This window comes from Pseudomonas sp. NPDC089395, from assembly GCF_044749525.1.
Classification (GTDB): domain Bacteria; phylum Pseudomonadota; class Gammaproteobacteria; order Pseudomonadales; family Pseudomonadaceae; genus Aquipseudomonas.
Genome location: NZ_JBIVID010000007.1, coordinates 228,593 through 241,149 on the forward strand (window position 1 = coordinate 228,593; position 12,557 = coordinate 241,149).

General features: G+C 61.3%; 12 protein-coding genes. 9 read left to right on the plus strand and 3 right to left on the minus strand.

Annotation, left to right across the window (positions count from 1 at the left end; genetic code table 11):
* Nucleotides 1–127 precede the first annotated feature (127 nt).
* From rpsF to ACIPZG_RS17140, 6 genes are all read left to right on the plus strand, one after another.
* On the plus strand, nucleotides 128–553 hold the full coding sequence (gene rpsF, locus ACIPZG_RS17115; protein ID WP_003249557.1) for a 30S ribosomal protein S6: 426 nt from the start codon (nucleotides 128–130) through the stop codon (nucleotides 551–553).
* 28 nt (nucleotides 554–581) lie between these two features.
* The gene (gene rpsR, locus ACIPZG_RS17120; protein ID WP_003249563.1) at nucleotides 582–812 is read left to right on the plus strand and encodes a 30S ribosomal protein S18; all 231 of its coding nucleotides are present in this window, start codon (nucleotides 582–584) and stop codon (nucleotides 810–812) included.
* A 33-nt stretch (nucleotides 813–845) separates the two neighbouring features.
* A complete protein-coding gene (locus tag ACIPZG_RS17125; protein WP_400640339.1) occupies nucleotides 846–1,709 on the plus strand; it encodes a hypothetical protein in 864 nt (287 codons plus the stop codon).
* Nucleotides 1,710–1,729: 20 nt separating this feature from the next.
* A complete protein-coding gene (gene rplI / locus ACIPZG_RS17130; RefSeq protein ID WP_008101037.1) occupies nucleotides 1,730–2,176 on the plus strand; it encodes a 50S ribosomal protein L9 in 447 nt (148 codons plus the stop codon).
* A gap of 113 nt (nucleotides 2,177–2,289) precedes the next feature.
* Nucleotides 2,290–3,687: a replicative DNA helicase gene (dnaB, locus tag ACIPZG_RS17135; protein WP_008101035.1), complete on the plus strand. Its 1,398-nt coding sequence runs from the start codon at nucleotides 2,290–2,292 to the stop codon at nucleotides 3,685–3,687.
* A gap of 185 nt (nucleotides 3,688–3,872) precedes the next feature.
* On the plus strand, nucleotides 3,873–6,173 hold the full coding sequence (locus tag ACIPZG_RS17140; RefSeq protein WP_400640340.1) for a YgiQ family radical SAM protein: 2,301 nt from the start codon (nucleotides 3,873–3,875) through the stop codon (nucleotides 6,171–6,173).
* 119 nt (nucleotides 6,174–6,292) lie between these two features.
* Here ACIPZG_RS17140 and ACIPZG_RS17145 read toward each other — a convergent pair whose 3' ends face one another.
* Nucleotides 6,293–6,880 (minus strand): TIGR00730 family Rossman fold protein, encoded by a 588-nt coding sequence (locus ACIPZG_RS17145; RefSeq protein WP_400715589.1) that lies wholly within the window; start codon nucleotides 6,878–6,880, stop codon nucleotides 6,293–6,295.
* A gap of 349 nt (nucleotides 6,881–7,229) precedes the next feature.
* Between ACIPZG_RS17145 and azu the strand changes: the two genes are divergently transcribed.
* Entirely contained in the window at nucleotides 7,230–7,679 is a 450-nt protein-coding gene (gene azu, locus ACIPZG_RS17150) for an azurin (RefSeq protein WP_008099951.1), read from the plus strand.
* Between the two features lie 123 nt (nucleotides 7,680–7,802).
* Here the strand turns inward: azu and nadE are convergent, their stop codons facing one another.
* Nucleotides 7,803–8,630, minus strand: coding sequence for an ammonia-dependent NAD(+) synthetase (gene nadE, locus ACIPZG_RS17155; protein ID WP_400640342.1), 828 nt, complete (start codon nucleotides 8,628–8,630; stop codon nucleotides 7,803–7,805).
* Nucleotides 8,631–8,633: 3 nt separating this feature from the next.
* Complete coding sequence (gene pncB, locus ACIPZG_RS17160) at nucleotides 8,634–9,839, minus strand: nicotinate phosphoribosyltransferase (RefSeq protein ID WP_400715591.1); 1,206 nt, start codon at nucleotides 9,837–9,839, stop codon at nucleotides 8,634–8,636.
* Between the two features lie 511 nt (nucleotides 9,840–10,350).
* Here pncB and ACIPZG_RS17165 point away from each other — a divergent pair.
* Both ACIPZG_RS17165 and ACIPZG_RS17170 read left to right on the plus strand, forming a co-directional pair.
* Complete coding sequence (locus ACIPZG_RS17165; protein WP_008089574.1) at nucleotides 10,351–11,487, plus strand: branched-chain amino acid ABC transporter substrate-binding protein; 1,137 nt, start codon at nucleotides 10,351–10,353, stop codon at nucleotides 11,485–11,487.
* Between the two features lie 154 nt (nucleotides 11,488–11,641).
* The gene (locus ACIPZG_RS17170) at nucleotides 11,642–12,556 is read left to right on the plus strand and encodes a branched-chain amino acid ABC transporter permease LivH (protein ID WP_400715593.1); all 915 of its coding nucleotides are present in this window, start codon (nucleotides 11,642–11,644) and stop codon (nucleotides 12,554–12,556) included.
* Nucleotide 12,557 lies beyond the last annotated feature (1 nt).

Below are 12,557 nucleotides of genomic sequence, written 5' to 3' on the forward strand. Positions count from 1 at the left end.
TACAATTGCGCCCCTTGCCGAGCTGGCAGGCGCGCATGTGCCTCCCCTTCATGGCAAGACATACAGTGTCATTCACTCCTTGTCTGACTAGATATCCTGGCAGACTACTAACCCGTAAGGAGCATTCATGCGTCATTACGAAATCATCTTCCTGGTTCACCCGGACCAGAGCGAGCAAGTCGGCGGCATGGTTGAGCGTTACACCAAGCTGATCGAAGAAGACGGCGGCAAGATCCACCGCCTGGAAGACTGGGGCCGTCGTCAACTGGCCTACGCAATCAACAATGTTCACAAGGCTCACTACGTGATGCTGAACGTTGAGTGCACCGGCAAGGCCCTGGCCGAGCTGGAAGACAACTTCCGCTACAACGATGCCGTTATCCGTAACCTGGTCATCCGTCGCGACGAAGCCGTTACCGGCCAGTCCGAGATGCTGAAGGCTGAAGAGAACCGCAGCGAGCGCCGTGAGCGTCGTGAGCGTCCTGAGCATGCTGACTCCGCCGAAGGCGACGACAGCAATGACAGCGACTCCAGCGATAACGCTGACGAGTAATCCACGGACCTTTAGAGGAGCCTATTAAATGGCACGTTTCTTCCGTCGTCGTAAATTCTGCCGCTTCACTGCTGAAGACGTGAAAGAGATCGACTTCAAAGATCTCAACACCCTGAAAGCTTACGTATCCGAAACCGGCAAGATCGTTCCAAGCCGTATCACCGGTACCAAAGCTCGTTATCAGCGTCAGCTGGCTACCGCTATCAAGCGCGCCCGCTTCCTGGCCCTGCTGCCCTACACCGACAGCCACGGCCGCTGAGACCGGGTCGTCGACAAGCAGTAAGGGATTAGCATGCGAGCGTTAGCAAGTTTCATCATGCGCGGTCGTGTGCAGGCCACCCTGGTGGTGGTCATCAGCGCGGTACTGCCGCTGCTGTTCTGGTTGAGTGCCGCTGCCGGCAGCCTTGTGCTGCTGCGGCGTGGGTTCAAGGATGCTTCAACGGTCATCGCCGGCGGCCTGCTGGCCGGGCTGGCCGTGTGGTTCATGGGCGATCCCATCACCTTTTTGGTGATCGCGGGTGCCCTGGGCCTGGCCGCCATGTTGCGTGCCGAGCATCCTTGGAGCCGAGTGCTGGTGGTCAGTGCCGTGTTCGCCGTGGTTTTCAGCCACGTGCTCGACCTGGCGCTGGCACAGACCTTCGATGTGCTGGCCAAGGCGTTTGCCGAAGCCATGCCGCAAATCGAGGGGCAACCCGTGCTCTCCGGTGAGCTGATCCGCCCTGTGCTGGTCGCTTCCACAGCCGTGACAGTGCAATTGTTCAGTGTGCTGGCCCTGGTGCTGGCGCGCTATTGGCAGGCAGCGTTGTACAACCCTGGAGGCTTCGGTCGCGAATTTCGCGCCCTGAAGCTGCCGAAACAGACCATGGCGGTCTTGGTGGCAGTGATGGTGGTGGCTCCGTTTATCGGGCCGCAGTTCATCATCCTGGCATCGGCGTCCAGCCTGGTTCTGGTCCTGGCCGGCATCGCCTTGATGCATGGGCTGGTGGCACAGGGGCGACTGGCCGGGTTCTGGCTGGTGGGCATGTACGTGACGTTGCCGCTGATCATGCAGCTGATTTATCCGTTACTGATGGTTTTGGCCATTGTCGACAGCCTGATTGATTTTCGCGGTCGCAAGTCCCCCCCGGGGAAAGACTCCGCGAACGGTGAAGGTTAAAAGTTAAGAGGTTTTACCAAATGGAACTGATCCTGCTGGAAAAAGTCGCTAACCTGGGCAACCTGGGCGACAAAGTTAAGGTTAAGGCTGGTTACGGCCGTAACTTCCTGCTGCCATTCGGCAAGGCCACCGTTGCCAACGCCGCCAACCTGGCTGCGTTCGAAGAGCGTCGCGCCGAGCTGGAAAAAGCAGCTGCTGACCGTAAAGCATCGGCTGAAAGCCGTGCTGCCCAACTGGCCGAGCTGGAAGTGACCATCACTGCCACCGCTGGCGACGAAGGCAAGCTGTTCGGTTCGATCGGCACCCACGACATCGCTGACGCCCTGACCGCCTCCGGCGTTGAAGTGGCCAAGGCTGAAGTTCGTCTGCCGAACGGCACCATCCGTCAGGTTGGCGAATACGACGTAGCCGTGCACCTGCACAGCGACGTTGAAGCCACCGTACGCGTGGTCGTCGTAGCTGCCTAAGCTGCGCTGACTGGCTAGCCCCAAGCGGGTTCGCCGGTTAACATCGGGCACGGTCCTGTTTTCGACAGGCCGTGCCCTTTGTCTTTTTCATCCTCCAGAATTCTTTCGTGGCCATGAACGAGATTACCAACCCCGAACAACTCGACCTGCAAACCGCTGCCCTGAAGGTGCCGCCGCATTCCATCGAGGCCGAACAGGCCGTGCTCGGTGGCCTGATGCTGGACAACAATGCCTGGGAGCGGGTGCTGGATCAGGTGTCGGATGGTGACTTCTACCGGCATGACCACCGCCTGATCTTCCGCGCCGTGCACAAGCTGGCGGACGCCAACCAGCCGTTCGACGTGGTGACGCTGCACGAGCAGCTGGACAAGGAAGGCCTGTCGACCCAGGTCGGTGGCCTGGCGTATCTGGCTGAGCTTGCCAAGAACACGCCGTCGGTGGCCAACATCAAGGCCTACGCCGCGATCATTCGCGAGCGGGCCACATTGCGTCAGCTGATCAGCATCAGTACCGACATCGCCGACAACGCCTTCAACCCGCAAGGGCGCAACGCCGAAGAAATCCTCGACGACGCCGAGCGGCAGATCTTCCAGATCGCCGAGGCGCGGCCGAAGACCGGCGGCCCGGTGGGCGTCAACGAGCTGTTGACCAAGGCCATCGACCGCATCGACACGCTGTTCAACTCCGACAGCGACATCACCGGTGTCTCCACCGGCTACACCGACCTGGACGAGAAGACCAGCGGCCTGCAGGCAGCCGACCTGATCATCGTTGCCGGCCGTCCGTCGATGGGCAAGACCACCTTCGCCATGAACCTGGTGGAAAACGCCGTGCTGCGCACCGACAAGGCGGTGCTGGTGTTCTCCCTCGAGATGCCAGGTGAATCGCTGATCATGCGTATGCTCTCGTCGCTGGGCCGTATCGACCAGACCAAGGTGCGTTCCGGCCAGCTGGACGACGATGACTGGCCGCGCCTGACCTCGGCGGTCAACCTGCTCAACGACCGCAAGCTGTTCATCGACGATACCGCCGGCATCAGCCCCTCGGAAATGCGTGCGCGTACCCGCCGCCTGGCGCGTGAGCACGGTGAGATCGGCATGATCATGGTCGACTACCTGCAGCTGATGCAGATCCCGGGTTCGGCCGGTGACAACCGCACCAACGAAATTTCCGAGATCTCCCGTTCCCTCAAGGCCCTGGCCAAGGAATTCAACTGCCCGGTCATCGCCCTATCGCAGCTCAACCGCTCCCTCGAACAGCGGCCGAACAAGCGCCCGGTGAACTCCGACTTGCGTGAATCCGGTGCAATCGAGCAGGACGCCGACGTGATCATGTTCGTTTACCGGGATGAGGTGTATCACCCGGAGACCGAGCACAAGGGCATTGCCGAAATCATCATCGGCAAGCAGCGTAACGGCCCCATCGGCTTCATTCGCCTGGCGTTCATCGGCAAGTACACCCGCTTCGAGAACCTCGCGCCGGGCATGTACAACTTCGACGACGACGAGTAAGTCGCCGCCCCATCGCCGGCAAGCCGGCTCCCACAGGTACCCCGCCGTATCTGTAGGAGCCGGCTTGCCGGCGATAGGGCCAGTAGCAGCTACACATGAATCCGACCTCTGCCGTCGGATTTGGTCAAAATTTGTGCTATATTCCGCGCCCGCGATTTCCCTGCACACCAGAACCGGTCACTGACATGCAAGCAGCCAAACCTCTCTACGACTATCCCAAGTACTGGGCCGAATGCTTCGGGCCAGCACCTTTCCTGCCAATGAGCAGGGAGGAGATGGATCTTCTCGGCTGGGATTCCTGCGACATCATCATCGTGACCGGTGATGCCTACGTCGACCATCCGTCGTTCGGCATGGCCATCATCGGCCGCCTGCTGGAAGCCCAGGGCTTTCGCGTGGGCATCATTGCCCAGCCGAACTGGCAGTCGAAAGACGACTTCATGAAGCTCGGCGAGCCGAACCTGTTCTTCGGCGTCGCGGCCGGCAACATGGACTCGATGATCAACCGCTATACCGCGGACAAGAAGATCCGTTCCGATGACGCCTACACCCCAGGTGGCTTGGCCGGCAGCCGTCCGGACCGCGCCAGCCTGGTGTACAGCCAGCGCTGCAAGGAAGCCTACAAGCACGTACCGATCGTGCTCGGCGGCATCGAGGCCTCGCTGCGCCGCATCGCCCACTACGACTACTGGCAGGACAAGGTTCGCCACTCGATCCTGATCGACGCCAGCGCCGACATCCTGCTGTTCGGCAACGCCGAGCGCGCGGTGGTCGAGGTGGCCCAGCGCCTGTCCAACGGCGAGAAGATCGAGTCCATCACCGACGTGCGCGGCACCGCGTTCGTGCGCCGTGACACGCCGCAAGGCTGGTACGAGATCGACTCCACCCGTATCGACCGCCCAGGCCGCGTCGAGAAGATCCTCAACCCGTACGTCAACACCCAGGACACCCAGGCCTGCGCCATCGAGCAAGCCAAAGGTGACCAGGAAGACCCGAACGAAGCCAAGGTCGTGCAGATCCTCGACAGCCCGAGCGTGACCCGGGAAAAGTCGGTGATTCGCCTGCCATCGTTCGAGAAGGTGCGCAACGACCCGGTGCTCTATGCTCACGCCAACCGCGTGCTGCACCTGGAAACCAACCCCGGCAACGCCCGCGCCCTGGTGCAGAAGCATGGCGAAGTGGATGTGTGGTTCAACCCGCCACCCATTCCCATGAGCACCGAAGAGATGGACTACGTGTTCGGCATGCCCTACGCCCGTGTGCCGCACCCGGCCTACGGCAAGGAGCGCATCCCGGCCTACGAGATGATCCGTTTCTCGGTGAACATCATGCGTGGCTGCTTCGGCGGTTGCACCTTCTGCTCGATCACCGAGCACGAAGGCCGGATCATCCAGAACCGTTCGCACGAGTCGATCCTGAACGAGATCGAGGAGATGCGCGACAAGGTGCCGGGCTTCACCGGCGTGGTCTCCGACCTTGGCGGCCCGACCGCCAACATGTACCGCATCGCCTGCAAGAGCCCCGAGATCGAGAAGCACTGCCGCAAGCCGTCGTGCGTGTTCCCCGGCATCTGCGAGAACCTCAACACCGACCACAGCTCGCTCATCGAGCTATACCGCAAGGCCCGTGCCTTGCCGGGTGTGAAGAAGATCCTGATCGCCTCGGGCCTGCGCTACGACCTGGCGGTGGAATCGCCGGAGTACGTGAAGGAGCTGGTTACCCATCACGTTGGCGGCTACCTGAAGATTGCCCCGGAGCACACCGAGCGTGGCCCGCTGGACAAGATGATGAAGCCTGGCATCGGCTCCTACGACCGCTTCAAGCGCATGTTCGAGAAGTTCTCGAAAGAGGCAGGCAAGGAGCAGTACCTGATTCCGTACTTCATCGCCGCGCACCCCGGCACCACCGATGAAGACATGATGAACCTGGCGCTGTGGCTCAAGGGTAACGGCTTCCGCGCCGACCAGGTGCAGGCGTTCTACCCATCGCCCATGGCCTCGGCCACGGCCATGTACCATTCGGGCAAGAACCCGCTGCGCAAGGTGACCTACAAGAGCGAAGGGGTCGAGATCGTCAAGAGCGACGAGCAGCGCCGCTTGCACAAGGCGTTCCTGCGCTACCACGATCCGAAGGGTTGGCCGATGCTGCGTGAAGCGCTGCAGCGCATGGGCCGCGCCGACCTGATCGGGCCGGGCAAGCACCAGCTGATCCCGCTGCACCAGCCGCAGACCGACTCTTACCAGAGTGCCCGACGCAAGAACTCGACGCCGGCGGGCAGCCATAAGGTGGGCAAGGAGCAGAAGATCCTTACCCAGCATACCGGCCTGCCACCGCGTGGCAGTGATGGCAGCAATCCCTGGGACAAGCGTGAGAAGGCCAAGGCCGAGGCATTTGCCCGTAACCAGCAGGCAGCCAAGGAACGCAAGGAAGCCGCCAAAGGTGGCAAGGGCAACAAGAAGCCGCGCCAGCCCGTCATTCCGCGCTGATTTCAGGGGCTGCTTTGCAGCCTTGTGGGAGCGGGCTTGTCCCGCGAATGCGACAGTGGTTTCACTGACGCATTCGCGGGACAAGCCCGCTCTCACAGGTTCGGTGTACAGTCAGGAAACTAGTCAGGCTTCTTGTCGACCCACTTCGGCAACACCGGTGACTCGAACCGGTCCATCCCATCCAGCAGCGCATCCGCCTGCTGTTCCAGCAACAACATCGCCCGATGTTGCGGCCGCACGAACCCTTCTTCGACGATATGGTCGAGAAACCCGCCGAGTTTTTCATAAAAACCGTTCACATCGAGCAGCCCCAGCGGCTTGGCGTGATAGCCCAGCTGCCCCCAGGTCCACACCTCGAACAGTTCCTCCAGCGTACCCAGCCCACCCGGCAGGGCGATGAAGGCATCGCTCAGCTCGGCCATGCGCGCCTTGCGCGCGTGCATGCCGTCGACCACTTCCAGCCGGGTCAGGCCCTTGTGGCCGATTTCGGCGTTCATCAGGCTTTCGGGGATGATCCCGATGACTTCGCCACCCGCCGCCATGGCCGCGTCGGCGACGGTGCCCATCAGGCCGACCGCGCCACCGCCGTAAACCAGGGTCAAGCCACGGCGAGCGATGGCCTGGCCAAGGGCGATGGCTGCATCACGGTAAGCAGGGTTGGCACCGATGCTGGCGCCGCAGAACACACAAACGGAACGTACGGGCATTGCTCATCTCCAATCACTTGGCGTGATAGGGTAAAGCGCAGGCCTGCCGCTTCCAAGGTCACTTTCACTCGGGCCGAGAGAATTCACAGGTGACGCCAGTGGCACCCTGGGCGTAGGCGGCGAGCAGGCTGTTCATGAAATTCGAGAGGGACATTGGCATTGCTCCTAAATGAGAGGTTGTCCCATCGTCTAGTAAAAGGGCATGATGTGCTCTTAGATTGGTTGTATACAATCCATCGAACAATTCTACTGACTGTCCACTTGACACCCACTTTGATTCATATCAGCAAGGGGATGAACGGTTTCGGGCAGTCTCGCAATTGATACAACCCTGCCAAGGAGATTCATGATGTTTGCGAAAGCTGTAGCGGTATCCCTGCTGACCCTCGCCAGCGCCTCTGTCTTCGCAGCCGAGTGCTCGGTGACTGTCGAATCGACGGACCAAATGTCCTACACCACCAAGGAATTCACCGTCGACAAGAGCTGCAAAGAGTTCACCGTCAAGCTGACCCACTCGGGCAACCTGCCGAAGAATGTCATGGGCCACAACCTGGTGATCAGCAAGACCGCCGATATGCAAGGCATCGCCACTGAAGGCATGAGCCAGGGCATCGAGAAGGGCTATCTGAAGGAAGACAACGCCAACATCATCGCCCACACCGCGATGATCGGCGCGCCTGAGAAAGAAACCGAAGTGAAGTTCGACACTTCCAAGCTGGAAGCCGGTGGCGACTACAGCTTCTTCTGCACCTTCCCGGGCCACATCTCGATGATGAAAGGCAAAGTCATCGTCAAGTAATCCGGAAAACGGGGAGGGCTTTGCCCTCCTTTCGCGACACAAGGCCGCTCCTACAGACGATCGTATTCATCTGTAGGAGCGGCCTTGTGTCGCGAATGGGCTGCGCAGCAGCCCCCAGGGCCCTCAAGGGGCGAACGGCAGTTCGCGCTTGTGCTGAGTCTTGCGATAGGTAGCGACGATGATATCGAACGCTTCCTGGTCAACCGGCTGCCCCTGCAGGAACGCATCGATCTGCTGGTAGGTCACTCCATGCGAAGCCTCGTCCGGCTTGCCCGGCTCCAGGTCTTCCAGGTCCGCGGTCGGCACTTTCTCCACCAGTGATTCCGGCGCGCCAAAGCTGCGCGCAATCGCCCGTACCTGGTTTTTCACCAGGCCACTCAGTGGCGCCAGGTCACACGCACCGTCACCAAACTTGGTAAAGAAGCCCATCACTGCCTCGGCGGCGTGGTCGGTACCAATCACCAGGCCCGCACGGGCGCCGGCGATGGTGTACTGCGCCACCATGCGCGTGCGCGCCTTGACGTTGCCGACAACGAAATCCACCAGGCTTGGCGAGCCTCCTTCCAGTGCTTTCACTTCCTTTGCCAGCGCGCGCACCGCCGGGGCGATGTCGACCGTGTGCACTTCATCGGCCTTGATCACGTCCAGGCAGGCCTGGGCATCGTGCTCGTCGTGCTGCACTTGATACGGCAGGCGCACGGCGATGAAGCGGTAGGCCTGGTCGCCGGTTTCGGCGCGCAGCTCGTTGATGGCGCGCTGGGCGAGCAGGGCGGCAGTCAGCGAGTCGACGCCACCGCTGATGCCCAGCACCAGGGTCTTGAGCCGGGCGTTGGCCAGGCAGCCCTTGATGAACGCCACGCGCCGGGCGACCTCGGCCTCGATCGCAGCGGCGCCTTCGAACGGCGGCTGCACCTTGAGCGCCTGGGCAATCTCTTGCTGAACGGCTTGCATGGGTTACTCCTTGCTGGGGACTTTGAATACGTGACGCATGTAGGCGACGAAGTTCGCGTCGCGGCACTGGGTCTTGGCGGCTTCGTCAGAGATCTTCGCCACCGGCGAGCCGTTGCAGTCGGTCATTTTAAGCACGATGTTCATCGGCGCCACACCCGGGATATCGCAGGTCAGGTTGGTGCCGATGCCGAAGCTGACGTTGATGCGACCGCGCAGGGCGCGGAAGATTTCCAGCGAGCGGGTCAGGTTCAGGCCATCGGAGAACACCAGGGTCTTGGTCATCGGGTCGATGCCCAGTTTCTGGTAGTGGGCGATGGCCTTTTCCGCCCAGGCAACCGGTTCGCCCGAATCGTGGCGCAGGCCGTCGAACAGCTTGGCGAAGTACAGGTCGAAATCGCGCAGAAACGCATCCATGGTGATGCAGTCGGTCAGGGCGATACCAAGCAGGCCGCGGTATTCGCGTACCCAGCAGTCGAGGGCGGCGATCTGGCTGTCGATCAACCGTGGGCCGAGCTGCTGGTGGGCCATGAACCACTCGTGGGCCATGGTACCCAGCGGCTTGATATCCAGTTTCCATGCCAGGTCGACGTTGCTGGTGCCGACGAAACGGCCCGGGAAGTCGTCGCGCAGGACCCGCACCACTTCAGCCTGTACACGGCTGGAGAAGCGCCGGCGGGTGCCGAAGTCGGCCACTTGCAGCGCGGCCAGTTCGTCGTCGCTGGCGTGGGCGCGCAGCCAGTCGAACTTGCGGTACAGCTGGTCGCGGGCTTCGGCTAGGCGCATGTGCGGATGCAGGTGGCGGTTGCGGACTTCGCTGATGATGGCCAGTAGCGGCACTTCGAAAAGGAGCACATGCAGCCACGGGCCTTTCAGGCGCAGGAACAGCTGGTCGTTTTCGACGCCAAGGTGCACATAGCGCAGGTTGAAGCGGAACAGCCGCAGAAAGCGCAGGAAGTCGGGTTTGAGGAAGCTGATGCGTTCGAGGAACGCCAGCTGGCCGTCATCCAGGGTGAGTTCGCTGAGCAGTTCGAGCTGGTTGCGGATCTCGCCGAGGTAAGGGCGCAAGTCCTCGCCATTGCGGCAACGGAACTCCCATTCCACATCGGCGTCCGGGTAGTTGTGCAGCACGCCCTGCATCATGGTGAACTTGTAGAAATCGGTGTCGAGCAGGTTATGCACGATGCGCTCGGCGAATGCGCTCTCGCTCATCAAGGGGGCTCCAGAAGCGGCGAATGGTGGTCATTGTGCCAGTCTTTTCAGTTGTGTTGTGTCTGTACCGGCCCTATCGCCGGCAAGCCGGCTCCCACAGTTGGGCATTGTGGTAACCCTGTGGGAGCCGGCTTGCCGGCGATAAGGCCAGTACAGGCAAAACAGGTGTTTTTTCGTGCACCAGCTAGCCTTGAAACAGTGCCGCCTGTAGCAGTCGCGCACCAGCGGTGTGCACTTCGGTGACGGTGCGCTGTTACAGGAGGGTTGCACGTAAACACTTGTCAGGGTTGCAATGATGGCACCGCAAGGTTGCTCCTTGTCTGTACGAGTGGTGGCGCCTGCCGCGTGGCAGACGGTTGCACGCTCAATAAAGAAAAGGCCGTCGGTCGCCTGCTGGCCTCCTGTCCAGTGTGTTTTCCCGGAATACAAAATCAATGGCACGGCCCTTGCTCGGAGCACAGGGCTGAGAAGTTGTAGTGCCAACCAAAAAAAACTCTAGGAGCACCACCTCATGTCGCAGACGTTTTACAAGAAAGGTTTCCTGGCACTTGCCGTGGCTACGGCGCTGGGTGTTTCTTCGTTTGTTCAGGCCGACGTCAAGATCGGCGTCGCGGGCCCCATGACCGGGGCTAACGCAGCGTTTGGCGAGCAGTACATGAAAGGTGCCCAGGCGGCGGCCGACAAGGTCAACGCCGCAGGTGGCGTAAACGGCGAGAAGATCGTCCTGGTCAAGGGCGATGATGCCTGTGAACCGAAGCAGGCCGTGTCCGTGGCCAACCGTCTGGTCGACCAGGACAAGGTGATCGGCGTGGTTGGCCACTTCTGTTCCTCCAACACCATCCCCGCTTCCGAGGTGTATGACGAAGCGGGCGTGATTGCCATCACCCCAGGCTCCACCAACCCGCAGGTCACCGAGCGTGGTCTGAGCGGCATGTTCCGCATGTGCGGCCGTGACGACCAGCAGGGCATCGTTGCCGGCAATTACATCGTCGACGTGCTCAAGGGCAAGAAAGTCGCGGTGCTGCACGACAAGGACACCTACGGCCAGGGCCTGGCCGACGCGACCAAGGCGCAGCTGGAGAAGCGCGGCGTCAAGCCTGTGCTGTATGAAGGCCTGACCCGTGGCGAGAAAGACTTCAGCGCCGTGGTCACCAAGATCCGAGCCGCCGGTGCCGACGTGGTCTACTTCGGTGGCCTGCACCCGGAAGCCGGTCCCCTGGTACGCCAGCTGCGCGAGCAGGGCCTGAAAGACGTCAAGTTCATGTCCGATGACGGCATCGTCACCGACGAACTGGTGGCCACCGCAGGCGGCGCCCAGTACGTCGACGGTGTGTACATGACCTTTGGCGCCGACCCGCGCCTGCTGCCTGACAGCAAGGCCGTGGTGGAAGAGTTCCGCAAGGCCGGCACCGAACCCGAGGGCTACACCCTGTACGCCTACGCCTCGGTCCAGGCCCTTGCCGCCGCGTTCAACGGCGCCAAGTCGAACAAGGGCGAAGACGCTGCCAAGTGGCTCAAGGCCAACCCGGTGCAGACCGTGATGGGCGAGAAGAAGTGGGACAGCAAGGGCGACCTGACCGTCTCCGACTACGTGGTCTACCAGTGGGACAAGGACGGTAAGTACCACCAGCTGGAAAAACAAAAATAATAACGGCCAACGGCCCGGGCACACATGCCCGGGCCAGTGCCCCGCGGTACCTGTCTTTATCCGAAGATCTGCACAGTTCTGCGCTGCGAGGGCCGCTGCACCCCAGCCCGCCGTGGTCGGCGCTCGTGCAATCTCAATCAGGTGAGATTGCGTTATGGATGGTATTTTCCTGCAGCAACTGGTCAACGGCCTGACCCTCGGGTCGGTCTATGGCCTGATCGCCATCGGCTACACAATGGTCTATGGCATCATCGGCATGATCAACTTCGCGCACGGCGAGGTGTACATGATCTCCGCTTACCTAGCGGCGATCAGCCTGGCATTGCTGGCTTATTTCGGTATCGAGTCGTTCCCCCTGCTGATGTTGGGCACTTTGTTGTTCACCGTCGTGGTCACGGGTGTGTACGGCTTCACCATCGAACGCATCGCCTACAAACCCCTGCGTAACTCCACCCGCCTGGCACCGCTGATCAGTGCCATCGGCATCTCGCTGATCCTGCAGAACTACGCGCAGATCAGTCAGGGCGCCCGCCAGCAAGGCGTGCCAACCCTGCTCGAAGGCGCCCTGCGCGTCGAAGTGGGCAGCGGCTTCGTGCAACTGACCTACACCAAGATCTTCATCCTGATCGCCGCGTTTGTCGGCATGGGCCTGCTCACCTATGTAATCAAGTACACCAAGCTAGGCCGCATGTGCCGCGCCACTCAGCAAGACCGCAAGATGGCCTCGATCCTCGGCATCAACACCGATCGGGTGATCTCCTACGTGTTCGTCATCGGTGCGGTGATGGCTGCGCTGGCCGGCGTGCTGATCACCATGAACTACGGCACTTTCGACTTCTATGCCGGCTTCATCATTGGCATCAAGGCATTCACCGCCGCGGTGCTCGGCGGCATCGGCTCGCTACCGGGCGCCATGCTTGGCGGCATCATCCTGGGCATCTCCGAGTCGCTGTTCTCCGGCCTGATCAACTCCGACTACAAGGACGTATTCAGCTTCTCGCTGCTGGTGATGATCCTTATCTTCCGCCCACAAGGCCTGTTGGGTCGCCCGCTCGTGGCTAAGGTGTGAA

Coding starts and splice junctions, on each gene's coding strand:
- rpsF (WP_003249557.1), top strand. CDS start 128: ATGCGTCATTACGAAATCATCTTCCTGGTTCACCCGGACCAGAGCGAG.
- rpsR (WP_003249563.1), top strand. CDS start 582: ATGGCACGTTTCTTCCGTCGTCGTAAATTCTGCCGCTTCACTGCTGAA.
- ACIPZG_RS17125 (WP_400640339.1), top strand. CDS start 846: ATGCGAGCGTTAGCAAGTTTCATCATGCGCGGTCGTGTGCAGGCCACC.
- rplI (WP_008101037.1), top strand. CDS start 1,730: ATGGAACTGATCCTGCTGGAAAAAGTCGCTAACCTGGGCAACCTGGGC.
- dnaB (WP_008101035.1), top strand. CDS start 2,290: ATGAACGAGATTACCAACCCCGAACAACTCGACCTGCAAACCGCTGCC.
- ACIPZG_RS17140 (WP_400640340.1), top strand. CDS start 3,873: ATGCAAGCAGCCAAACCTCTCTACGACTATCCCAAGTACTGGGCCGAA.
- ACIPZG_RS17145 (WP_400715589.1), bottom strand. CDS start 6,880: ATGCCCGTACGTTCCGTTTGTGTGTTCTGCGGCGCCAGCATCGGTGCC.
- azu (WP_008099951.1), top strand. CDS start 7,230: ATGTTTGCGAAAGCTGTAGCGGTATCCCTGCTGACCCTCGCCAGCGCC.
- nadE (WP_400640342.1), bottom strand. CDS start 8,630: ATGCAAGCCGTTCAGCAAGAGATTGCCCAGGCGCTCAAGGTGCAGCCG.
- pncB (WP_400715591.1), bottom strand. CDS start 9,839: ATGAGCGAGAGCGCATTCGCCGAGCGCATCGTGCATAACCTGCTCGAC.
- ACIPZG_RS17165 (WP_008089574.1), top strand. CDS start 10,351: ATGTCGCAGACGTTTTACAAGAAAGGTTTCCTGGCACTTGCCGTGGCT.
- ACIPZG_RS17170 (WP_400715593.1), top strand. CDS start 11,642: ATGGATGGTATTTTCCTGCAGCAACTGGTCAACGGCCTGACCCTCGGG.